The following is a 20,414-nucleotide window of genomic DNA, read 5'->3' as shown; positions in this document are numbered from 1 at the left end:
CGGTTAGAACTCCGGTTGAAGGAATACGATGCGCACCGTCCGACATTTCATCGACCTGCAGGCCCGGGAGCGGCCGGAACGGCCTTACCTGATCGCCCCGGAGACCGGCCGCACCATGACCTACGCCCGGCTGCAGGAGCACTCCGTCGCTCTTACCCGCTATCTCCTCGCCCGTGGGCTCAAACAAGGCGACAAGGTCTCCCTCATGTTGCATAACGGCTACCAGACGGCGCGGCTGTTCCTCGGGATCATGTACGGGGGCTTCGTGGTTTCCCCGGTGAACCTGCTGTCCCAGTCCGTCCAGCTCAAGCACGTGCTGGAGCACTCCGATACCCGGCTGGTTTTCGTGGGCCCAGACTTCGAAGAGCGAGTGCGGACCATACTCAAGGAAGTTCCCCGCGAGGTGGCCATGGAGGTGATCGACGTGGACGCCGAGGATATCTTCGATCCGACGGCGCTCCCCCAGGCAGCCTTGCCCCAAGTGGGCGAGGAGGACGACGCGCTGCTCATGTACACCTCGGGCACCACGGGGCTGCCCAAGGGCGTGGTGCTCACTCACAAGAACGTGATCTCGGGCGGGCTTTTCGTGACCCAGGCCCACCGGCTCGCCGCCGAGGACAGGGTGCTGTCGTCGCTGCCCCTGTACCACATCAACGGGCAGATCGTGACGGCGGTCGCGCCCCTGGTGCACGGGGGGTCCGTCGTCATGCCCCACCGCTTTAGCGTCTCCAGCTTCTGGGATCTGGCGTGCCGCCACAGTTGCACCTGGATCAACGTGGTGCCAACCATCATCTCTTACCTGCTCAACGCCTCCGATCCTCGGGAGAAAGGCTTGGACCTGTCGAAGATCCGCTTCTGCCGTTCGGCCTCCGCGCCCCTGCCGCCGGCCCAGCACAAGGCGTTCGAGGAGAAATTCGGCATCGGCATCATCGAGACCTTCGGCATGACCGAGACGGCGGCGCCCTGCTTCACCAATCCCCTGGAGCCGGAAAAGCGCAAGATCGGCAGTCCGGGCCGAGCCTTCGGCAACGAGGCCAAGATCATCGACCCCGAAACCGGGAAAACCCTGCCACCCGGCCAGGCGGGAGAGATGATGGTGCGCGGGGATAACGTGATGCGAGGCTACTACAAGGACGCTGCCGCCACTGCCAAGACCTTGGAACCCGACGGTTGGATGCATACTGGCGATCTCGGCTACATGGACGAGGACGGCTTCGTGTTCGTCACCGGCCGCATCAAGGAACTCATCATCAAGGGCGGGGAGAACATCGCGCCCCGGGAGATCGACGAGGCGCTGCTCAAGCACCCGGCGGTGCTGGAGGCCGCCGCGGTGGGCATTCCCGACGAGCACTACGGCCAGGAGATAGCCGCCTACGTGGTGCTCAAGGAGGGTTGCGAATGGTGCACTGAGGAGGAGCTCACCGAGTTTTGCCGCGAGCAGCTCGGCCGTTACAAGACGCCCAAGCAGATCCGCTTCGTCGCCGACTTGCCCAAGGGCCCCTCGGGCAAGGTGCAGCGGCTGAAGTTGCTGGAGCTGGACGCCGCCTCCTCGGGCGCGAAGGCGCAAGCCGGTCGCGCCCAGGCGGCGTGAGGCGACGTCGAGGCGCGAAGCCGGGACCGATCACAACCCCGGCGGGCGCGTCCGGAACACCTGGGTCACCGTTGCCCCAGGTCAGGCGCCGACCTCGGAGCCGCGGGGGGTCGAGGCTATTCCGAACGGCCCAAGGCTCGCAGCCATTGCCGGCCCGGAATGAAATTGGTACGCTCATGAAGTTGTCCTAGCCCAACGAGGCTACCGGTTGAAAAAGTCCGTCAAGCTCGCCGACGTGGCCCGCCATGCTCGTGTGTCCACGGCCACCGTTTCCCGGGCCCTTTCCCATCCTGAAAAGGTCAAGCCCGAGACGCTGGAGCGCATCCAGCGGGTGATCGACCGGCTCGGCTACGTGCCCCACGGCACGGCCCGGGCGCTTGCCACTCGGCGCACCTATGCCATCGGCGCCGTGATGCCCACCCTGGACAACGCCATCTTCGCCAACACCACCCATGCCCTGCAGAAGACCCTGGACGAAGCGGGCTACACCCTGCTCCTCGGCTGCCACGAATTCGACCCCAAAGTGGAGACGCGCATCGCCCGCAAGCTGATCGAGCGCAGTGTGGACGGCCTGATCCTGTTCGGCACCGACCACGAGCCTGAGCTGTGGGCGCTAGTGGAACGGGTGCAGATCCCCTACGTGCTCACCTGGGCCCTTGACCGTAGCGGGCAGTGGCCGTGCGTCGGGTTTGACAGCCACGAGGCGGGAGTGCAGGTGGCCCGGTACCTGATGGAGCTGGGACACCGGCGCTTCGCCATGATCGCCGGCATCACCGCCACCAACGAGCGCCATCGGGCGCGGGTGCAGGGGGTGCGGGAAGCGCTGGAGGCCCGCGGAATCCAACTGCCACCGACGCGGATCATCGAAAAGCCCTTCTCGCCCACCGCCGGCCGGGAGGCGATGCGGGAGATCCTACGCCAGCGCTGGCGGCCGACGGCGGTCATCTGCGGCAACGACGTGCTGGCGATCGGCGCCATCGCCGAGTGTCATGCCCAAGGGCTTCACGTGCCCAACGACATCTCCGTCACCGGCTTCGACGACATGGAGTTCGCCTCCATGGTCACGCCGGCCTTGACCACGGTGCATTTCCCTGCCGCCGAGCTGGGGCAGTATGCGGCGGAGCATCTCTTGAGGCGCCTGGCCGGGGAGAAAGTGCCTTCCGTGTTGCAGCTTCCCGTGGAACTAATCGTGCGCGCCTCCGCGGCACCGCCCAAGCCCGCCGTGGAGCGCAGCGCCCTAGCCGAGGTGAGCTAACAACCGCTCCATCATAGCCTGCGCTTGGGCGGCGTAGCCTGCGCCGAACAGGTTCGCGTGGTTCAGCAGGTGATAGAGGTTGTAGAAGTCCTTGCGCACCCGGTAGCCCGGGTCGAGGGGATACGCCTCCTGGTAGGCCCGATAGAAGGCCGGGCCGAAGCCGCCGAAGAGCTCGGTCATGGCGAGGTCCGCCTCCCGATCCCCGTAGTACACCGCCGGATCGAAAACCACTGGCGTCCCCTCCCGGGTCGCCCCGTGATTGCCGGCCCACAGGTCGCCGTGCAGCAGGGAGGGCACCGGCGTATAGCCTTGGAACAGGGCGGGAAGCCGTTCCAGGAGCCGCTCGCCGAGTCGCTGCAAGGCACCGCGGTGGCCCCGGCGCGCTGCCAGCTCCAACTGGAACCCGAGGCGCGCCTCGCGCCAGAAGCCGATCCAGTCGGCGCTCCACGGGTTGCGCTGGGGCGTGGAGCCGATGGCGTTGTCCCGGCGCCAGCCAAAGCGCTCAGCGGTGCGGCGATGCATCCGTGCAAGCGCCGTACCCAGGGCCGCAAGGCTCTCGGAATCGCCGCGCCCGAGCTCCAGGTATTCCAGCACCAGGTAAGCACACCGGCCCGCCACGCCGTGGGTGACAGGATGGGGTGCCTTGACCGCTCCGGTGGCGAGGATCTCCTCGAGGCCGTCCGCCTCGGCTTCGAACATGGCTGCATGTTCCGCCCGATTGAGCTTCACGAAGTAGCGGCGGCCGGCGCCTTCCAGGCGGTACGCCTCGTTGATGCAGCCGCCGCCCACCGGCTCTAGGCGCTCGACGAAAAAGCCGATGCCCTCGGCCGCCGCGATGCTCCCGGCGATGGCGTCCCAGGGCGCTTGCTGCGCTTTCATGACAAAGGCGTTTTTCCTCTGTGCCTCTGTGTCTCTGTGGCAGATCTTCAGCCGAGGGACCGCCGCGCCTCGTGCACCGCCCGCAGCACCTGCTCGGGCGCGGTGCCGCCCGGGTGGCGGCGGCTGGCCACCGACCCCTCCAGGGTGAGGACCTGGTAGACGTCCTCCGCGATGAGGGGGGAGAACCGGCGTAGCTCCTCCAGGGACAGTTCGGCCAGGTCAGCGCCCTTCTCCTCGGCGAAGCGCACCGCCCGCGCCACCGCCTCGTGGGCGTCCCGGAAGGGGAGCCCCTGGCGTACCAGGTAGTCGGCCAGGTCCGTGGCGGTGGCGTAGCCTTCCCGCGCCGCGGCGCGGGTCCGCTCGACGTCCACTTCCAGCCCCGCCAGCATCTCCCGGAACACCCGCAGCGTGTCGGTCACCGTGTCCACCGTATCGAACAGGGGTTCCTTGTCCTCCTGGTTGTCCTTGTTGTAGGCGAGGGGCTGGGCCTTCATGAGGGTGAGAAGCGCCACCAGGTGGCCGTTCACTCGCCCCGTCTTGCCCCGGGCGAGCTCCGGAACGTCGGGGTTTCTCTTCTGCGGCATGATGCTGGAGCCGGTACAAAAGCGGTCCGGGAGCTTCACGAAGCCGAAGCGGGGGCTCATCCACAGGACGAGCTCCTCCGAGCACCTGGACAGGTGGGTCATGAGGAGGGCCGCGCAGGCGACGAACTCCACCGCGAAGTCCCGGTCGGACACGGCGTCCAGGGAGTTCTCGCACAAGCCTTCGAAATCGAGTTCCTTCGCCACCCGCTCCCGGTCGATGGGGAAGCTGGTGCCCGCCAGGGCCGCGGCGCCCAGAGGCAGGCGGTTCAGGCGCCGGCGGCAGTCGGCGAACCGCTCCGCGTCCCGCTTGAGCATCTCGAAGTAGGCCATGAGGTGGTGCCCGAAGGTGACGGGCTGGGCCACCTGCAGGTGGGTGAAGCCAGGCATCACCGTACCGGCGTGGCGTTCGGCCTGGTCGAGCAGCGCCCGTTGCAGCGCCCGGATGTTCTCCTGGATGCCGTCGATCGCGTCCCGCAGCCACAGCCGTACGTCGGTGGCCACCTGATCGTTGCGCGAGCGCGCCGTGTGCAGCCGCTTGCCCGCGTCGCCTACCAAGTCGGTCAGCCGTTTCTCGATGTTGAGGTGCACGTCCTCCAGGTCCAGGGACCAGGGAAAAGTACCGGCCTCGATCTCGGCCAGGATCCGCTGCATCCCGCCCTCGATGGCGGCCAGGTCTTGCGCGGATAAAATGCCGGCAGCATGGAGCATGCGCGCATGGGCGAGGGAGCCGCGGATGTCGTGGCGGGCGAGGCGCCGGTCGAAAGGGACGGAGGCGGTATAGCGCTTGACCAGTTCGTCCACGGGTTCGGTGAAGCGCCCGGACCAGGGTTTATGCTCACTGTTCGATCGATCTTGCATGGGCCGCCAACCTGGCGAAAAATAAACGAATTCAGCAAATGCCCAGTATAAATCAAAACACCGGCGCGGCCGGCCTGCCCGACTTCCGCAACCTGGGGGTAATCGCCCGGGTGCTGGTGGCTGTGGAGCTCCTCGGCTTCGCCGCGGCCATCGCCCGGACCTCCGGTTGGGCCGAGGTGGGGGCCGAATTCGCGAACCTTTCGGCGGTGCTGCAGCCAGCCCTGATTCTCGCCGTTGTGCTCCTTTACCTGCTCCATCCCTGGCTCAAGGGCCTGCCCTATGGGTTCGGCGCGGCGTCGGTGGCGGCCGTCGCCTTGGTTGCCGTCGTCCTGGTGCACGCGGCGGCGGGGGAGGTACTGCAGTCGCTGGAGGCGAGCGCTCTCGAGCGCCACGCCTTGTTCGCCCTCGGGGCGAGCGCGCTGCTGCTCTTTTACTTCCACCTGCGCAGCCGGGCCCTATCCCCTGCCCTGGCGGAAGCCCGGCTCCAGGCTCTCCAGGCCCGCATCCGCCCCCACTTCTTCTTCAACAGCCTGAACGCGGTACTGGGGCTGATCCGCTCGGACCCGCGCCGGGCGGAAGCCGCTCTGGAGGACCTGGCGGAGCTGTTCCGGGCGCTCATGGCGGACAACCGCCAGCTCTGCACCCTGGAGCGGGAGGTGGCCCTGTGCCGCCAGTACCTGCAGATCGAGCAATTGCGGCTTGGGACGAGGCTCAAGGTGGAGTGGCGCATCGACGAGATGCCCGGGGAGGCCCTGGTGCCGCCCCTCACCCTGCAGCCCCTCATCGAGAACGCGGTCTATCACGGCATCGAGCCGATCCAACAGCCCGGAACCATCGAGATCCAGATCCAGCGGCGCAACGACCAAGTGCACGCCCTGCTGCGCAATCCCTACCGGCGCGGCGGCGCTCATACCACGGGCAACCGCATGGCGCTCAACAACATCCGCGAGCGCCTGGCGCTGCACTTTGACGCCGAGGCGCTCCTCTCTACCCGGGAGGCGGACGGCTTGTACGAGGTTCACATCGTGCTGCCATACCGCACGGGAGCTTGACGGGAACGGATCCATGAGCGCAGGCGAGCAAGCCTTGAGGGTTCTGATCGTGGACGACGAGGCCCCAGCCCGGGCGCGGCTGCGCGATCTGCTGGCGGACTGCGGGGAGAAGATGCCCCTGGAGGTGGTGGGTGAAGCGGCGAGCGGCCTGGAGGCGCTCAGATGCCTGGAGGAGGCGCCCGCCGACGTGGTGCTGCTCGACATCCGCATGCCGGAGATGGACGGCATCGAGCTCGCCCAGCACCTGATGAAGCTCCCCGACCCGCCGACGGTGATTTTCACTACCGCCTACGACGCCTACGCCCTGCAGGCCTTCGACGTGCACGCGCTCGACTACCTGCTTAAGCCGGTGCGCCTTGGGCGCCTGTTCGACGCCCTCACCCGAGCGCGCTCCATCACGCCGCTGCGCATCGAGATCCTGCAGCAGCTCGCCCGCCGGCCCCGCAGTCATTTCTCCATCCAGGAGCGGGGGCGAGTGCACCTGATCCCGGTCGATTCCATCCTCTATCTCAAGGCGGAACTCAAGTATGTGACGGTGCGCACCCGGGAGCGGGAATACCTACTCGAGGAATCCCTTTCTCGGCTGGAGGAGGAATTCGCCGACCGTTTCCTGCGCATCCACCGCAACTGCCTGGTGGCTAAGGACGCCATCAGCGGCTTCGAGAAACAGTCCCCGGACGGAGAGGGGCAGTGGGCGGTAGTGATCAAGGAGCTGAACGAGAAGCTTCCCGTCTCCCGCCGCCAGTGGTCGGCGGTGAAGGCCCTCATGGACCGCTGAGGCTGGGTTTTTCGCTACAGAGAGCCCCAGACGCTCAGCCGCTGTTGCGCAGGGCCGAAGCCACTCCGTTGATGGTGATGTGGATGGCCCGCTTGACCGTGGGGTCGGCGTCCCCTGCCCGGTGCCGCCGCAGCAGCTCCACCTGCAGGTGGTTCAGGGGATCGATGTAGGGGGCGCGGTTCTTGAGGCTGCGGGCGAGAGCAGGGTTGTCCTCTAACAGCCCCCGGTGGCCAGTCACGGCGAAGAAATGCTGGAGGGTCTTGTGCCATTCGCTGCGGATGCGACCGAACACGTGCTCGCGCAGCGCCTCGTCCCGCACCAGGCCGGCGTAGCGGGAGGCAATGGCCATGTCGGATTTGGCCAGCACCTGGTCCATGTTGGACAGCAACGTGCTGAAGAAGGCCCACTCCCGCACCATGGTCCGCAGCCGCGCGAGGCCCCGCTCCCCGTGGCGAGCGGCGTAAGCCTCCACGGCGCTGCCGAAGCCGTACCAGCCGGGCAGCATTATGCGGGCGAGGCTCCAACTAAACACCCAGGGAATGGCCCGCAGGTCCTCGATGCGCTGGGAAGGCTTGCGGGACGCCGGCCGGCTGCCGATGTTGAGCTCGGACAGCTCCCGGATCGGGGTGGCGGCGCGGAAGAATTCGTCGAACCCGGGCGTCTCGTACACCAGGCTGCGGTAGGCGCGATGGGCGGTCTCGGAGAGCTCCTCCATCGCCTCGTGGAATTCCGGGGCCCGGTCCCCGGCGTGACCGTCCGAGAGGAGGCTCGCCTCCAGGGTGGCGGCGATCAGGGTCTCCAGGTTGCGCCGTCCGATGTGGGGGTCAGAGTACTTGGAGCCGATCACCTCGCCCTGTTCGGTGATGCGGATCTGGCCAGTCACCGCCCCCGGCGGTTGGGCCTTGATGGCCTGGTAGCTGGGCCCGCCGCCCCGGCCCACGGTGCCGCCGCGCCCGTGGAACAACCTCAAGGCGACACCATGGCGCCTGAACACCTCCACCAGAGACACCTGGGCCTTGTATAGCTCCCAATTGGAAGTAAGGAAGCCGCCGTCCTTGTTGCTGTCCGAGTAGCCCAGCATCACTTCTTGTGCCTCCCCACGGCTCGCCAGCAGCCGCCGGTACCAGGGCAGCGAGAACAGGGTTTCCATGACGGTGGGGCAGCGTCGCAGGTCGGCGATGGTTTCGAACAGGGGAACTAGGTTCATCTCCGAATGCGGCGTTGGGCCGGGCCGCAGCAGCCCCACCTCCTTGAGGAGCAGGGCGACTTCCAACAGGTCGCTCACGTCGTCGGTTTTCGAGACGATGTAGGTGGGCACCGCCTCCGGGCCGAAGCGGCCCCGGATTTCGGCCGCGGTGCGCAGCACTGCCAGCTCCTCCCGGGTGGTTTCGCTGTATTCGATGAAGGGGGAGGTGAGGGGGCGGGGGCTTTCCAGCTCCGCGAGGAGCAGCGCTCGCCGCCCGGCCTCGGGCAGGCTCAGGTAGTCAGGCCCGCCCGCCCGCTGGAACAGCTCCGCTACCACCTGCTCGTGCATGCCGCTGTGCTGGCGCAGGTCGAGGGGCGCCAGGTGGAAACCGAACACCCGCGCCGCGCAGCGCAGGCAGCGCAGCCGCCCGCGGGCGATGAGCCCGGAGCCGCCGGCGCGCAGCGACTCGTCCAGCAGGTCCAAGTCGGCGAGGAGCTCGGCGGCCGTGCCGTAGGGGGGCGCGTCCCCCACCGGGTGATGCTCCAGGACTGCGTGGCCGAAGGCCTTGGCGGTGGCAGCGAGCCGCGCGTAGATACCGATCAGGGCCCGGCGGTAGAGCTCGTCCGAGCGTCCCGCGGCATGATCGGGAGAGGCGGCCGCCAGGCGCTCCAGTGCCGGCGCCGCCCGGGTCAGGCGGGTAGACATGGAAAGCTCGGCGCCGAGCCGGTGGGTCTCCGCCAGCAGAAAGTCCAGCGCCAGGGCGGTTTGGCTACGCATGGCGTGGTCCAGCATCCGGGCGGTGACGAAGGGGTTGCCGTCCCGGTCGCCGCCGATCCAGGTGCCGATGCGGAAGAAGGGCGGCAGGGGCGAGTCCGGTTCCCGTCCGTAGTGGCGGGCGAGCAGGTCCTCCAGCTCCCCGTAGAGCCGGGGCACTTGCTCCAGGAAGGTGTAGCGGTAGTAGGCGAGGCTGTTCTTGATCTCGTCTTCCACGTTGAGGCGCGTGTGGCGCAGCAGCCGCGTCTGCCACAGGGTGAGCACGGCCCGGCGCAGCGCCTCCTCGTTCTCCTCCAGCTCCTCGGGGGTGAGCGCCCCCCTCGAGCGCTCGGCCAGCAGCCGGGCGATGTCCAACTGGCGGTCCAGGATGCTTTGCCGCTGCACCTCGGTGGGATGGGCGGTGAGGACCGGCGAGATGAGGGCCCGCTGGAAGAAAGCGGCGATCCGCTCCCCGCTCACCCCTGCCTCTTTCAGCCGCTCCACCGCCCGGGCGATGCTCCCGTCCTGATGGAGGGAACCCGCCATGGCGTGGGCCCGGCGGCGCCGGTTGTGGTGTTGATCCTCGGCGATGTTGGCGAGCTGGCTGAAGAAACCGAAGGCCCTCACCACCACGATGGTTTGCCAATGGGACAGCCCGTTGAGGATCGCTTCCAGGTCCCGGCGGGCCTCCGGGTCGTCTTCCCGGCGGAAGCGGATGGCGGTCTTGCGGATGGATTCGATCAGCTCGAACGCCGCCTCCCCCTCCTGGGCCCGCAGGGTGTCCCCCAGGATGCGGCCGAGGAGCCGGATGTCTTCCCGCAGCGGCAGATCCTTGTCCGCCACGGCTTCGGCGATGGGTTGGTTCATCGGATGCGACGGGCGACGAAAAGCGAGCCGGCGAACGGCGGGGCGGGAACGCGAGGCCTCGCGCCCCGGGGACACGCGGGCCCCCATGCTAAAATGAAAACTTTGTTTTTCACCTTGCGCGCGTTCCTGGCGTTTCCGCTACAGGCTGTCGTCTCTTGAGCTCCGGCCGCGAACCCCGCTCCGATCAGCTCGATCCCGGCCGCATCGTCATCGCGACCCGGGAGAGTGCGCTCGCCCTATGGCAGGCCCGGCACATCGCCGAGCGGCTCGGGCAATTATACCCGCGGTTGGAAGTCGCCATTCGGGGCATGACCACCCAAGGGGACCGGATCCTGGACACGCCGCTGGCCCTCGTGGGCGGCAAGGGCCTGTTCGTGAAGGAGCTGGAAGCGGCCCTGGCGCGGGGCGAGGCCCATCTCGCCGTGCATTCCATGAAGGATGTGCCGATGACCCTGCCCGAGGGCTTCCAGATCGCGGCCATCACCGAGCGGGAAGACCCGCGGGACGCCTTCGTCTCCAACGCCTATGCCTCCCTGGCGGCCCTGCCCCCGGGGGCGGTGGTGGGCACCTCGAGCTTGAGGCGCCAAAGCCAGATCAAGGCTCGCCATCCCCATTTGCAGGTGAGGACGCTGCGGGGCAACGTCCCTACCCGGCTGCGCAAACTGGACGAGGGCCGGTACGATGCCCTGGTGCTGGCGGCGGCGGGGCTCAAGCGCCTGGGGCTCGCTTCCCGCATCACGGCGCTCCTTTCCCCCGAGGAGAGCCTGCCCGCCGTGGGCCAGGGGGCCCTCGGGATCGAGTGCCTGGCCGGGCAGCCGGCGCTGGAAGCGCTCCTCGCCCCCCTCAACCACTTCGAGACGGCGGCCTGCGTGCGGGCCGAGCGGGCCATGAGCCGGGCATTGACCGGCAGTTGCCACGTCCCCCTGGGAGGCTACGCGGAGCTGCGGGATAGCCGGCTCTGGCTGCGGGGCTTCGTGGCCAGCCCCGACGGCTCGGCCCTGGTGGAGGCCGAGGAGACGGGTGACGCGCAGGCGCCGGAGGCGCTGGGGGAGGCGGTGGCCCAACGCCTGCGGGAGCGGGGCGCCGGGCCCATCCTGGCGGCCCTCGCCGCCTGAAGGGGGATGGCGGTGACCCGCTCCCCGCAGGAGGCCGGGCGGCCCCTCGCCGGGCTGGGCATCGGGGTGACTCGTCCCGCCCATCAGGCGGAAGAGCTCATGGCGCTGATCCGCGCCGCCGGCGGCGTTCCGGTGGCGTGCCCGGTGCTGGAAATCCAGGACGTGGAGGATTTGGGCCCGCTGATGGCGTTGATCAATCGCCTGGAGACTTTCGATCTCGCCGTCTTTATCAGCCCCAATGCGGTGGCCAAGGCCATGAACCTGATCCAGGCGCACCGGACGCTGCCCGCGGGCCTGCGGCTGGCCGCCGTGGGCAAGGCCTCGGCGCGGGAACTGGCCAAGTTCGGCGTGACGGAAGTGATCGTGCCGGAGCAGCGCTTCGACAGCGAGGCGCTGCTGGCGCTTCCGGCCCTCCAGGACGTGGCCGGAAAGCGCGTGGTCATCTTTCGCGGCGATGGCGGGCGGGAGCTGCTGGGCGACACGCTGGTTGCTCGCGGCGCGCGCATCGAATACGCTGAGTGTTACCGGCGCACGCGCCCGCGGAGCGGCGCGGAGAATCTGCTGCGTGCCTGGGCGCGCGACGAGCTCGCCGCGATCACCGTCACCAGCAGCGAGGGACTGCACAACCTGTTCGACATGGTGGGTGCTCTCGGCCGGCAGTGGCTAAAGAAAACGCCTCTGTTCGTGCCCCACGAGCGCATCGCGGCGACCGCCCGGACGCTGGGCCTGCAGCAGGTGATCGTGACCGAGCCCGGCGACGAGGGCCTGCTGCGCGGGCTCGTCGAATGGTTCCGCAACAAAGGGGGCGCTGCCGTCCCCGAGAACAAACAGACATGAGCGATACCAGCGAAGCCAAACCCCCCGCCGAGGAAGGGTCTCAACCGTCCGCTCCTGCCTCCTTCCCCCCCGAAAGAGAGCTCGCGTCCCCGCCCGGGCCCGGCGAGGAGAGGCCTGGGCCGCGGCAGCCCCGGTGGTACCTGCATCCCGCCCTCTACGTGGCGCTCTTCGCTTTGGTCCTGGGAGGCTGGGACGCCTGGCAGACCCGGGTTCAGATGAATGAGATGCGCCGCGACCTGGCCGTGCGCCTGGCGGACACGGACGCAGCCCTAGGAGAGGCCCGGGTGAGCGCCCAGCGGGCGGAGGCCGCCGTGCGCGACCTCGCTGCCAAGCTGACGGCGGTGGAAGCCCGGCTTGCCGAGTCCCGCAGCCAGCAGGAAGCCCTGGAAGCCCTTTACCAAGAACTTTCCCGCGGCCGGGACGAAACGGCCTTGGCGGAGGTGGAGCAGCTTCTCCTCATCGCCAACCAGCAGCTCACCCTCGCTGGCAACGTGAAGACGGCTCTCATTGCCCTGCGTAACGCGGAAGCCAAACTCGCGCGCCTGGACCGGCCCCAGTTCGGGACCCTCAAGCGCTCCATCGCCTCCGCCATCGAGCGGCTGGAAGGTTTGCCGATCATGGACGTGGACACCCTGAGCCAGCGGCTGGAATCCCTGATCCGGCGGGTGGAAGAGTTGCCGCTCGCCGCCCACGCCCGCCCCGCCCCCCAGCCCACGGCTCAACCCGAACCTACCGGCAAAGCCTGGCTCGACTTCCTGCGCTTGGCGTGGCACGACCTAAAAAGTCTAGTGCGGGTGGAGAAGCTGGAAGAGCCGGCCGCGCCCTTGCTCACGCCCGAGCAGGCTTTTTTCTTGCGGGAGAACGTGAAGTTGCGGCTTCTCTCCGCCCGGCTCGCCCTGCTGGGCCGGGACGAGGTGAGCTATCGCGCCGATCTGGCCGCCGCCGGGGAATTGCTCCAGCGCCACTTTGACACCCGGGCCCGGAGCACGGCAGAGGCCTTGGCCGAAGCGGCCGACCTGGCCCAGGCGCCCTTGAGCGCTCCCCTGCCCGACGTCTCCGCCGCCCTGGAGGCGCTGCGCCACGCGCGCCTCGCGACCGACAGGGGCGCGCGATGAAAGGAGTCCTGTGGCTGATCCTGCTCACGGCTCTCGCCGTGGCGGTGACCCTGATCGTCCGCGAGAGCACCGGCTACGTCATCTTCGTCGCCGGCGGCTACCGGGTGGAGCTGTCCCTCAACCTGCTCATCGTCCTGCTGCTGGCGGGATTCGTCGGCCTATACCTAGCGGTGCGCCTGGTCGCCAACGCCTTCACCCTTCCCCGGCGGGTGCGGGAATATCGGTTGCGGCGCAGGCAGCGCAGGGGCCACCACCTGCTCCTGGCGGCCCTCTCGGCGTATTTCCAAGGAGAATACGCCCGGGCGGAGAAAGCTGCCCTCAAGGCCATGGACCTGGGGGAGGCCCCGGTGCTCTGCAGCGTGCTGGCGGCCCACAGCGCCCATCGGCTGCGCCAGCCCGAACGCCGGGACGCCCACTTGAAGGAATCGGAGGCCGCCTCCCCCGAGGAGGAGCTCCTGCGGGACCTCGCCCGGGCGGAGTTCTTGCTGGCCGAGGGGGACGCGGCCGGGTCCCTGGCGGTCGTGGAAGGGTTGCGGGGGGCGGCGCGCCGCCCTCCGGCGGGTTTGCTGGCGCTCGCGCTGGAAGCCCATCGGCGGGCGGGCCACTGGGACGAGTTGCTTGCCCTGCTCAAGGAAGCGGAGAAGCGCCAAGTGCTCGATTCCGCCCAGGCGGAGGAGCTGCGCCGCCTGGCCCACATCCAGAACCTCCAGACGCGCGGCCACGACCTGGAAGCCCTGCGGCGCTACTGGGAAAGCCTTCCCGCTCGCGACCAGGAGCATCCCCAGGTGGCGGCCGCGGCGGCCCGGGCCTTCCTCGAGCACAAGGAATGCCGTGCCGCCCACGCCGTCATCGAGCGGGCCTTGACCCGGCAGTGGGCGCCGGAGCTGCTGGAGTTCTACGCCGAGTGTCCCGAGGAAGATCCGGCCCGCCAGCTCCAGCAGGCCGAGCGCTGGCTTACGGAGCATTCCGACGACGCCGCCCTGCTGCTTGCCCTGGGGAAGCTCTGCGCCCAAGCCGGGTTGTGGGGCAAGGCCCAGTCCTACTTGGAGGCAAGCCTCTCCCTGCAGCCGTCCCACGCCGCCTACCTGGCCCTGGCGGGGATCCAGGAGCGGCTCGACCGGGCGGAAGAGGCGCGGGCCGCCTACCGCCGCAGCCTGGAGCTGGCGCTGGAGCGGCTCGGCGCGCCGGCGCAACGCAGCCTTTGAGCGCCCTCGTGGGGGTAGAGCGTTTCTCCCGCGGCCGAGCGGCGTCAGGGCGAAGCGCCAGGCCGCGGTGGCTCGCCGGGGGTGAAGGCATCGGAGAAGAATTCCTCCTCCGGCAGCCCCCGTTCCCGGGTGAAATCCCGGTGGGCCGCCTCCACCATCACCGGCGCTCCGCAGGCGTACACCTGGTGGCCCGAGAGATCCCCGAAGTCCTCCATCACCACCCGGTGCACCAGGCCGGTGCGGCCGCGCCAGTCGTCCTCGGGCAGGGGCTCCGAGAGCACCGGAACGTAGCGGAAATGGGGGTACGCCCGGGCCCAACCCTCGGGCAGGCCCGGCAGGTACAGGTCGGCGCGGGTGCGGTTGCCCCAGTAGAGGGTCATGGGCCGCTTGATCCCCACGTACAGGGCGTGCTCGATGATGGCCTTGATGGGGGCGAAGCCGGTGCCGCTCGCCAGAAAGACGATGGGCTTGTCCGAGTCCTCCCGCAGGAAGAAGGTGCCCAGCGGTCCCTGGAAGCGCAGGATGTCCTTCACCTTCATGGTGGTGAAGACGTGCTGGGTGAAGGCCCCGCCCGGGTAGTTGCGCACGTGCAGCTCCAGGAACTCGTCGTTGTGGGGCGGATTGGCCATGGAAAAGCTGCGCCGCTTGCCGTCTTTGAGCAGGATGTCGATGTACTGGCCGGCGAGGAACTGCAGTCGCTCGTACTGGGGCAGCTTGAGCTTGATCACCATGACCTCGGGCGCGACCCGCTCCAAGGCATGGACCCGACAGGGCAGGGTCTTGATGGGGATGTCGCGCACGGCGCCCACTTCCCGCGACTCGATCACCAGGTCGCTCTGGGGACGGGCGCAGCAGAACAGGGCCATCCCCACCTGCTTTTCCATGGGGGTGAGGGCGGCCTCCTGGTGCGGCCCGTAGTCCACCGTGCCCTCCAGCACCTTGCCCTTGCACGCGCCGCAGGCGCCGTTGCGGCAGCCGTAGGGCAGGGGAAAGCCCTCCCGCAGCGCCGCCTCCAGCACGGTTTCGCCGGGCTGGCAGCGGAAGGTGTGGCCGCTGGGTTTGATGATTACCTGATATGACATGGGCGTATCGATGCTCCGGGGGCGGTCGCGCGGTTCGCTGAGGCGGCTCATCATCGTCGGCTGCGGCGACGTGGGCCTGCGCCTCGCCGCGCGCTTGTCCGGCCGCTACCGGCTGCTCGCCTTGACCCACAGCCCGGCGCGCCACGCCCTGCTGCGGGCGCGGGGGGTAGCGCCCCTGCCCGGCGACCTGGACCGGGCCGCGTCCTTGGCGCGGCTCGGTGGCGTCGCCCACGCCCTGGTCCATCTCGCGCCGCCGCCGGGGCAAGGCGCGCGGGACACGCGCACGATGCATTTGCTCGCCGCGCTGGGAAAGCGGGGCATGTTACCACAGACCCTGGTGTACATCAGCACGAGCGGCGTCTACGGCGATTGCGGCGGGGCGCTGGTCCCGGAGACCCGGCCGGTCAATCCAGCGACGGCCCGTGCCCGCCGCCGCGTGGACGCCGAAGAGCGCTTGCGCGCCTTCGGCCGGCGTCACGGCGTGCGGGTGGTGATCCTGCGGGTGCCCGGCATCTATTCCGGGAAGCGCCTGCCCCTCGAACGGTTGAGAGCCCGCACCCCCGCCCTGGTCCCCGAGGAGGACAGCTACAGCAACCACATCCACGCCGACGACCTGGCGGCCGCAGTGGCGGCCGCCCTGGCGCGGGGGCGCCCCGGGCGGGTGTACAACGTGAGCGACGACTCCGAGCTACGAATGGGGGACTACTTCGACCGAGTCGCCGACCGTCGCGGGCTGGCGCGCCCCCCGCGCATCCGGCGCGGGGAGGCGCCGGGCCGCATCCCCGAGACGCTCTTGAGCTTCATGAACGAGTCCCGGCGGCTTGTGAATGCGCGCATGAAGCGGGAGTTGAGGCTCAAGCTGCGCTATCCGACGGTGGACCAGGGCTTGGAAGCGCCTTAGCCTCCGGGCCGGCCGCCCGGCGGGAATAATTCAATCCAGGCGGCGGTATTCGCCCTCGATCACCCCCTCGTCCCGGGGCGGCTCGGGGTTCAGGCTCTTCCACGGCAGCAACAGCAGGAGGAGCGCCAGCACGTCGCTTACGACGCCCGGAAACAGCAAGAGCGCCCCGGCGAGGAACTGGCGGCCGCTGTCCAGGAGGGCGGAGAAGAGCATGTCTCCCCGGGCGCGGGCCCGCTCCAGGCGCGAGGCGAAGAGCCGCCGCTCCCCCCGGATCAGGGCCCAGCCCGCTAGGGCCGAAAGGGCGAGGGGGGCAAGGGTCCACCAGCCCAGGGCCTGGCCGAGCTGGGCGAGCCCCCAGATCTCCAGGAGGGGAAAGGCGAGGAGGGCCAAAAGAAAGAGGATCACCCGCATCGGATCGAACGCTGGTCGTCGCGCGGCGGCGCGCCGCGAAAGTGGATAGAATTTAATATTTTAATCGGTTTAGCTTATGACTTCGTTACTCGTCATCACCAACCTCCCGGACCGGGACAGCGCCGAGAAGCTGGCCGAGGCCCTCATCGAGCAGCGGGCGGCGGCCTGCGTCAACGTGACGGGGGCCTGCCGCTCGGTGTACCGGTGGCGCGGGCAGGTGGAGCGGGCGGACGAATTCCCGGTGTTCATCAAGACGACGGCGGAAGCCTACCCGCGCCTGGAGCAACTCATCCGGGAGCGGCACCCCTACGAACTCCCGGAAATCATCGCGGTCCGTATTGAGCAGGGCCTGCCGGCCTATCTCGCCTGGGTGGCAGCGGAAACCGGCGGCCCAGGCGCCTCATAGAAAATAGTCCGCCCCCATGCGGTTGGTCCTTGTCCTGCTGTTCCTGGTTTCCCCCTTCGTCGGCCTGCCCGAGGCGGGGGCTCAGGATTTCCTCCGGGCCGCTCGCCAGGCGTTGGCCGCGCCTGCGGAAGAGGAGCTGCTGCCGCCAGACGCGGCCTTCCGGGCTGAGGTGCTCGCCCGGGATGGGCGGACCCTGGAAGCCCGCTTCAGCCCGGCCAAGGGCTATTACCTCTATCGGGACAAGTTCTCCTTCAGCCTGGTGGATGCCCCCGGGGTGCAGCTCGCCAGCGTGGAGATTCCCCCCGGGAAGCCTAAGGACGACCCCTTCTTCGGCAAGATAGACGTCTTCTACGAGCCGGTGGCGGTATTGATTCGGCTGCAGCGGGAGGCCGAGGTGGCGGGCCCGATTAAGCTGAAGGCCGGCTACCAAGGTTGCAACGAGCCGGTGGGGGTGTGCTATCCGCCTATCGAAAAGGTCTTCGAGGTGGCCCTGCCCGCTGCGGTGGCTGCGCCGCCGGGAGCCGCGACCGCCCAGGCGGAGGATGACCGGGTGGCCGGGCTCCTCAAGTCCGAGGGGTTCTGGCTGATCGTGGCGAGCTTCCTGGGCTTCGGGCTGCTCCTCGCCTTCACGCCCTGCGTGCTTCCCATGATTCCCATCCTGTCCGGGATCGTCGCCGGGCAGGGCCATCGGCTCACCAAGCTGCGCGGGTTCACCTTGGCCCTCGCCTACGTGCTGGGCATGGCCATCACCTACGCGGCCGCCGGCGTGGCGGCGGGGCTTTCGGGCACCATGCTGTCGGCGGCCCTGCAGAACCCGTGGGTGCTGGGAATGTTCGCGGCCCTCTTCGTGCTGCTTGCCCTGTCCATGTTCGGGTTCTACGAGCTGCAACTGCCTGCCTCCCTCCAGAGCCGGCTCGCCGGCACGGCCAACCGGCTGGGCAGCGGCCACTACGCCGGGGTCTTCGTCATGGGGGCGCTGTCGGCGGTGATCGTGGGTCCCTGCGTGGCGGCGCCCCTGGCGGGGGCGCTCCTGTACATCAGCCAGACCCGGGACGTGGTGCTGGGCGGCGCGGCCCTCTTCGCCATGGCCATCGGCATGGGCCTGCCCTTGCTCGCCGTGGGCGCTTCCGCCGGGGCGCTCCTGCCCAAAGCCGGCCCCTGGATGGAAAACGTCAAGCGCTTTTTCGGCGTCGTGCTGCTGGCGGTGGCGATCTACACCGTCTCCCCAGTGATCCCGGCGGTGGTGCACATGCTTCTATGGGCGGCGCTCCTCATCGTCTCCGCCATTTATCTCCACGCCATCGATCCCCTGCCACCGGAGGCTTCCGGCTACCGCAGGTTCTGGAAGGGCGTGGGCGTCATCGCCCTCCTCGTGGGGGTGTCCCTGCTGGTGGGGGCCCTTTCCGGCGGGCGCGACGTGCTCCAGCCCCTGGCGGGGCTGAGGTTCGCCGGGGGCGAGGTCGCCGCGGGCGCCGCCCAGGCGGGCCATTTGCCCTTCGAGCGGGTGCGCTCCCTGGCGGAGCTGGAGACCCGGTTACAGGCTGCGGGGGGCCGCTACGCCATGCTGGATTTCTATGCCGACTGGTGCATCACGTGCAAGGAGATGGAGCGCTTCACCTTCAGCGACCGCCGAGTGCAAGCCAAGCTCCGGGACGCGGTGCTGCTCCAGGCGGACGTGACCCGCAACACCCTTGAGGACGCAGCCCTGCTCAAGCGCTTCAACCTCTTCGGCCCGCCCGCCATCCTCTTTTTCGACCGGCAGGGTCGGGAAGTGGCCGGGGTGCGGGTCGTGGGTTTCCAGAACGCCGATGACTTTCTCGCCACCTTGGAGAGGGCAATGCCATGAGCCGTGCCCGCCGGATCCTGATCGCGGCCGCGGTGGCGGCCGTGGCCCTCACGGCGGGGGCCGGCCTGCGTTTCCACCTCGCGGCGCCAACTGAGGACGCAGCAGAGGCAGGTAAGGCGCTGCTCGAAGCGAGCTTCGAAGACCTGGCCGGGGAGCGGGTGGGCCTCACCCGGTTCCGGGGCCAGGTGCTGGTGGTCAACTTTTGGGCCACCTGGTGTACCCCCTGCCGGGAAGAGATCCCGGAGTTCGTCGAGGTGCAGGAGGAGTTCCGGGAGCGGGGAGTAACCTTCGTGGGCATCGCGGTGGACCGCAAGGAGCCGGTGGCGGCCTTCAGCCGGGAGCTGGGCATCAACTATCCCATCCTGATCGGCAGCCTGGAGGCCATGGAGTTGGCCCAGAGGGCAGGCAACCGGCTCCAGGCGCTGCCCTTCACGGTGATCCTGGACCGGAACGGCCAAGCCGCCAAAGTTCACCTGGGCAGGCTCTCCCGGGACGAGCTGGTCTCCTTGCTCCTCCAACTCCTCTAGCCCTCCAGCCGGCCCCTTCCAGGTCGTTCCTGGACATGTTGCCGCGAATTGCGGCAAAATTCGCCGATCTTTCGAGCCAGGAGCCCCCTTCGAGTGAAATCTTCCCAAGTCCTGGTCCTCCATGGGCCCAACCTGAATCTCCTCGGCGTGCGGGAGCCCGAGGTCTATGGGCTCGTCACGTTGGGCGAAATTAACGAGCGTTTGATGAAGTTGGGCGAGGCCCATGGGGTGCCGGTGGTGTGCTTCCAGAGCAACTCGGAATCCGACCTGGTGGAGCGGGTACACAAGGCCCGGGACGACCACACCGGTTTCATCCTCGTCAATCCGGCGGCCTTCACCCACACCAGCGTGGCCTTGCGGGACGCCCTTTCCGCCGTGGCAATCCCCTTCATCGAGGTGCACCTGTCCAACCTCCATGCCCGCGAACCCTTCCGGCGGGTCTCCTACTTTTCCGATCGCGCTGTGGGGGTCATCACCGGCCTGGGCGCCAAGGGCTACGAGCTGGCGCTCCTCTACGCCCTGGATTTCCTGGCTCACAAGGCCTGAGCCGTTTTCTCCGATACCACAAGGAGTCTTGCCATGGACCTGCGCAAGCTCAAGAAGCTGATCGACCTGGTGCAGGCCTCCGGCATCGCCGAGCTGGAAATCACCGAAGGGGAGGAGAAGGTACGGATCACCCGCAACGCGGTCTCGGCCGCCCCTTCGGTGGCCATGGTCCCGGCGGCCTCTCCCACCCCGCCTGCCCCGGCCCCCGCCCAGAACTCGACCGTCGAACCGGCCGCCGCCCCCAAGCTCCCCGAAGGCCACGTGATCAAGTCCCCCATGGTGGGCACGTTCTACCGCTCTTCCTCCCCCGGGTCCAAGCCTTTCGTCGAGCTGGGCCAGACGGTTAAGGCGGGCGATACGCTGTGCATCATCGAGGCCATGAAACTCATGAACGAGATCGAGTCGGACGTGGCCGGCGTGGTCAAGGCCATCCTGGTGGAGAACGGCCAGCCGGTAGAATACGGCGAGCCCCTGTTCGTGATCGAGGTCGAGTGAGGGAGTGGCCGCAAGAAGAGCCCCCGATCGAGCCGCGGTGAGCCATGTTTGAAAAAATTCTGATTGCGAACCGCGGCGACCACACGCCGCGCAGCGGCTTGTGGCTGTGGAGGCTAACGGGCGCT

Annotated in this window: 19 protein-coding genes; 14 read left to right on the top strand and 5 right to left on the bottom strand. The window is 68.6% G+C overall.

Annotated features, from left to right (window positions below):
• The first annotated feature begins 28 nt into the window (after positions 1 to 28).
• Both ACUVYZ_RS16030 and ACUVYZ_RS16025 read left to right on the top strand, forming a co-directional pair.
• Entirely contained in the window at positions 29 to 1,591 is a 1,563-nt protein-coding gene (locus ACUVYZ_RS16030) for an AMP-binding protein (RefSeq protein ID WP_439935430.1), read from the top strand.
• Between the two features lie 208 nt (positions 1,592 to 1,799).
• Positions 1,800 to 2,846 (top strand): LacI family DNA-binding transcriptional regulator, encoded by a 1,047-nt coding sequence (locus tag ACUVYZ_RS16025; RefSeq protein ID WP_439935431.1) that lies wholly within the window; start codon positions 1,800 to 1,802, stop codon positions 2,844 to 2,846.
• On the opposite strand, the gene ACUVYZ_RS16020 is transcribed toward ACUVYZ_RS16025, so the two are convergent.
• Both ACUVYZ_RS16020 and argH read right to left on the bottom strand, forming a co-directional pair.
• Positions 2,829 to 3,725 (bottom strand): fructosamine kinase family protein, encoded by an 897-nt coding sequence (locus ACUVYZ_RS16020; protein ID WP_439935432.1) that lies wholly within the window; start codon positions 3,723 to 3,725, stop codon positions 2,829 to 2,831. The genes ACUVYZ_RS16025 and ACUVYZ_RS16020 overlap by 18 nt on opposite strands.
• A gap of 47 nt (positions 3,726 to 3,772) precedes the next feature.
• The gene (gene argH / locus ACUVYZ_RS16015; RefSeq protein ID WP_439935433.1) at positions 3,773 to 5,167 is read right to left on the bottom strand and encodes an argininosuccinate lyase; all 1,395 of its coding nucleotides are present in this window, start codon (positions 5,165 to 5,167) and stop codon (positions 3,773 to 3,775) included.
• 38 nt (positions 5,168 to 5,205) lie between these two features.
• On the opposite strand from argH, the gene ACUVYZ_RS16010 reads away from it, so the two are divergent.
• Together ACUVYZ_RS16010 and ACUVYZ_RS16005 are read left to right on the top strand one after the other, a co-directional pair.
• A complete protein-coding gene (locus ACUVYZ_RS16010) occupies positions 5,206 to 6,219 on the top strand; it encodes a sensor histidine kinase (RefSeq protein ID WP_439935434.1) in 1,014 nt (337 codons plus the stop codon).
• Positions 6,220 to 6,232: 13 nt separating this feature from the next.
• On the top strand, positions 6,233 to 6,997 hold the full coding sequence (locus ACUVYZ_RS16005; protein ID WP_439935435.1) for a LytR/AlgR family response regulator transcription factor: 765 nt from the start codon (positions 6,233 to 6,235) through the stop codon (positions 6,995 to 6,997).
• Between the two features lie 34 nt (positions 6,998 to 7,031).
• Here ACUVYZ_RS16005 and ppc read toward each other — a convergent pair whose 3' ends face one another.
• Complete coding sequence (ppc, locus tag ACUVYZ_RS16000) at positions 7,032 to 9,890, bottom strand: phosphoenolpyruvate carboxylase (RefSeq protein ID WP_439935436.1); 2,859 nt, start codon at positions 9,888 to 9,890, stop codon at positions 7,032 to 7,034.
• A gap of 68 nt (positions 9,891 to 9,958) precedes the next feature.
• On the opposite strand from ppc, the gene hemC reads away from it, so the two are divergent.
• Genes hemC through ACUVYZ_RS15980 form a run of 4 tightly spaced genes read left to right on the top strand, consistent with a single transcriptional unit; the run spans position 9,959 to position 14,075 of the window.
• Positions 9,959 to 10,918, top strand: coding sequence for a hydroxymethylbilane synthase (hemC, locus tag ACUVYZ_RS15995; RefSeq protein WP_439935437.1), 960 nt, complete (start codon positions 9,959 to 9,961; stop codon positions 10,916 to 10,918).
• Between the two features lie 12 nt (positions 10,919 to 10,930).
• Positions 10,931 to 11,755, top strand: a complete 825-nt coding sequence (locus ACUVYZ_RS15990; RefSeq protein ID WP_439935438.1) for a uroporphyrinogen-III synthase — start codon at positions 10,931 to 10,933, stop codon at positions 11,753 to 11,755.
• Positions 11,752 to 12,870 carry a uroporphyrinogen-III C-methyltransferase gene (locus ACUVYZ_RS15985; RefSeq protein WP_439935439.1) on the top strand — a complete coding sequence of 373 codons (1,119 nt, stop codon included), beginning with the start codon at positions 11,752 to 11,754 and terminating at the stop codon, positions 12,868 to 12,870. The genes ACUVYZ_RS15990 and ACUVYZ_RS15985 overlap by 4 nt, the downstream gene beginning before the upstream one ends.
• Positions 12,867 to 14,075, top strand: coding sequence for a heme biosynthesis HemY N-terminal domain-containing protein (locus tag ACUVYZ_RS15980; protein ID WP_439935440.1), 1,209 nt, complete (start codon positions 12,867 to 12,869; stop codon positions 14,073 to 14,075). Before ACUVYZ_RS15985 ends, ACUVYZ_RS15980 begins: the two co-directional genes overlap by 4 nt.
• 44 nt (positions 14,076 to 14,119) lie before the next feature.
• Here ACUVYZ_RS15980 and ACUVYZ_RS15975 read toward each other — a convergent pair whose 3' ends face one another.
• The gene (locus tag ACUVYZ_RS15975) at positions 14,120 to 15,157 is read right to left on the bottom strand and encodes a CDP-6-deoxy-delta-3,4-glucoseen reductase (protein ID WP_439935441.1); all 1,038 of its coding nucleotides are present in this window, start codon (positions 15,155 to 15,157) and stop codon (positions 14,120 to 14,122) included.
• Here ACUVYZ_RS15975 and ACUVYZ_RS15970 point away from each other — a divergent pair.
• Positions 15,156 to 16,058, top strand: coding sequence for an NAD-dependent epimerase/dehydratase family protein (locus tag ACUVYZ_RS15970; protein WP_439935442.1), 903 nt, complete (start codon positions 15,156 to 15,158; stop codon positions 16,056 to 16,058). The two genes, ACUVYZ_RS15975 and ACUVYZ_RS15970, sit on opposite strands and share 2 nt — an antisense overlap.
• A gap of 30 nt (positions 16,059 to 16,088) precedes the next feature.
• Here ACUVYZ_RS15970 and ACUVYZ_RS15965 read toward each other — a convergent pair whose 3' ends face one another.
• Positions 16,089 to 16,469 carry an FxsA family protein gene (locus ACUVYZ_RS15965; RefSeq protein WP_446033086.1) on the bottom strand — a complete coding sequence of 127 codons (381 nt, stop codon included), beginning with the start codon at positions 16,467 to 16,469 and terminating at the stop codon, positions 16,089 to 16,091.
• A gap of 76 nt (positions 16,470 to 16,545) precedes the next feature.
• On the opposite strand from ACUVYZ_RS15965, the gene cutA reads away from it, so the two are divergent.
• From cutA to accB, 5 genes are all read left to right on the top strand, one after another.
• Positions 16,546 to 16,875: a divalent-cation tolerance protein CutA gene (gene cutA, locus ACUVYZ_RS15960; RefSeq protein ID WP_439935444.1), complete on the top strand. Its 330-nt coding sequence runs from the start codon at positions 16,546 to 16,548 to the stop codon at positions 16,873 to 16,875.
• A 16-nt stretch (positions 16,876 to 16,891) separates the two neighbouring features.
• Positions 16,892 to 18,721 (top strand): protein-disulfide reductase DsbD, encoded by a 1,830-nt coding sequence (gene dsbD, locus ACUVYZ_RS15955; RefSeq protein ID WP_439935445.1) that lies wholly within the window; start codon positions 16,892 to 16,894, stop codon positions 18,719 to 18,721.
• A complete protein-coding gene (locus tag ACUVYZ_RS15950; protein WP_439935446.1) occupies positions 18,718 to 19,248 on the top strand; it encodes a TlpA disulfide reductase family protein in 531 nt (176 codons plus the stop codon). Before dsbD ends, ACUVYZ_RS15950 begins: the two co-directional genes overlap by 4 nt.
• A gap of 93 nt (positions 19,249 to 19,341) precedes the next feature.
• Positions 19,342 to 19,794, top strand: a complete 453-nt coding sequence (gene aroQ / locus ACUVYZ_RS15945; protein ID WP_439935447.1) for a type II 3-dehydroquinate dehydratase — start codon at positions 19,342 to 19,344, stop codon at positions 19,792 to 19,794.
• Positions 19,795 to 19,827: 33 nt separating this feature from the next.
• A complete protein-coding gene (gene accB, locus ACUVYZ_RS15940; protein ID WP_439935448.1) occupies positions 19,828 to 20,289 on the top strand; it encodes an acetyl-CoA carboxylase biotin carboxyl carrier protein in 462 nt (153 codons plus the stop codon).
• The last annotated feature ends 125 nt before the right edge of the window (positions 20,290 to 20,414 follow it).

Source organism: Pelomicrobium sp. P1, assembly GCF_052805615.1.
The sequence above is the reverse complement of the archived record's forward strand: the minus strand, read 5'-3'. Positions and strand labels throughout refer to the sequence as shown.

Coding starts and splice junctions, on each gene's coding strand:
- ACUVYZ_RS16030 (WP_439935430.1), top strand. CDS start 29: ATGCGCACCGTCCGACATTTCATCGACCTGCAGGCCCGGGAGCGGCCG.
- ACUVYZ_RS16020 (WP_439935432.1), bottom strand. CDS start 3,725: ATGAAAGCGCAGCAAGCGCCCTGGGACGCCATCGCCGGGAGCATCGCG.
- argH (WP_439935433.1), bottom strand. CDS start 5,167: ATGCAAGATCGATCGAACAGTGAGCATAAACCCTGGTCCGGGCGCTTC.
- ACUVYZ_RS16010 (WP_439935434.1), top strand. CDS start 5,206: ATGCCCAGTATAAATCAAAACACCGGCGCGGCCGGCCTGCCCGACTTC.
- ACUVYZ_RS16005 (WP_439935435.1), top strand. CDS start 6,233: ATGAGCGCAGGCGAGCAAGCCTTGAGGGTTCTGATCGTGGACGACGAG.
- ppc (WP_439935436.1), bottom strand. CDS start 9,890: ATGGGGGCCCGCGTGTCCCCGGGGCGCGAGGCCTCGCGTTCCCGCCCC.
- ACUVYZ_RS15985 (WP_439935439.1), top strand. CDS start 11,752: ATGAGCGATACCAGCGAAGCCAAACCCCCCGCCGAGGAAGGGTCTCAA.
- ACUVYZ_RS15980 (WP_439935440.1), top strand. CDS start 12,867: ATGAAAGGAGTCCTGTGGCTGATCCTGCTCACGGCTCTCGCCGTGGCG.
- ACUVYZ_RS15970 (WP_439935442.1), top strand. CDS start 15,156: ATGGGCGTATCGATGCTCCGGGGGCGGTCGCGCGGTTCGCTGAGGCGG.
- ACUVYZ_RS15975 (WP_439935441.1), bottom strand. CDS start 15,157: ATGTCATATCAGGTAATCATCAAACCCAGCGGCCACACCTTCCGCTGC.
- ACUVYZ_RS15965 (WP_446033086.1), bottom strand. CDS start 16,469: ATGCGGGTGATCCTCTTTCTTTTGGCCCTCCTCGCCTTTCCCCTCCTG.
- cutA (WP_439935444.1), top strand. CDS start 16,546: ATGACTTCGTTACTCGTCATCACCAACCTCCCGGACCGGGACAGCGCC.
- dsbD (WP_439935445.1), top strand. CDS start 16,892: ATGCGGTTGGTCCTTGTCCTGCTGTTCCTGGTTTCCCCCTTCGTCGGC.
- ACUVYZ_RS15950 (WP_439935446.1), top strand. CDS start 18,718: ATGAGCCGTGCCCGCCGGATCCTGATCGCGGCCGCGGTGGCGGCCGTG.
- accB (WP_439935448.1), top strand. CDS start 19,828: ATGGACCTGCGCAAGCTCAAGAAGCTGATCGACCTGGTGCAGGCCTCC.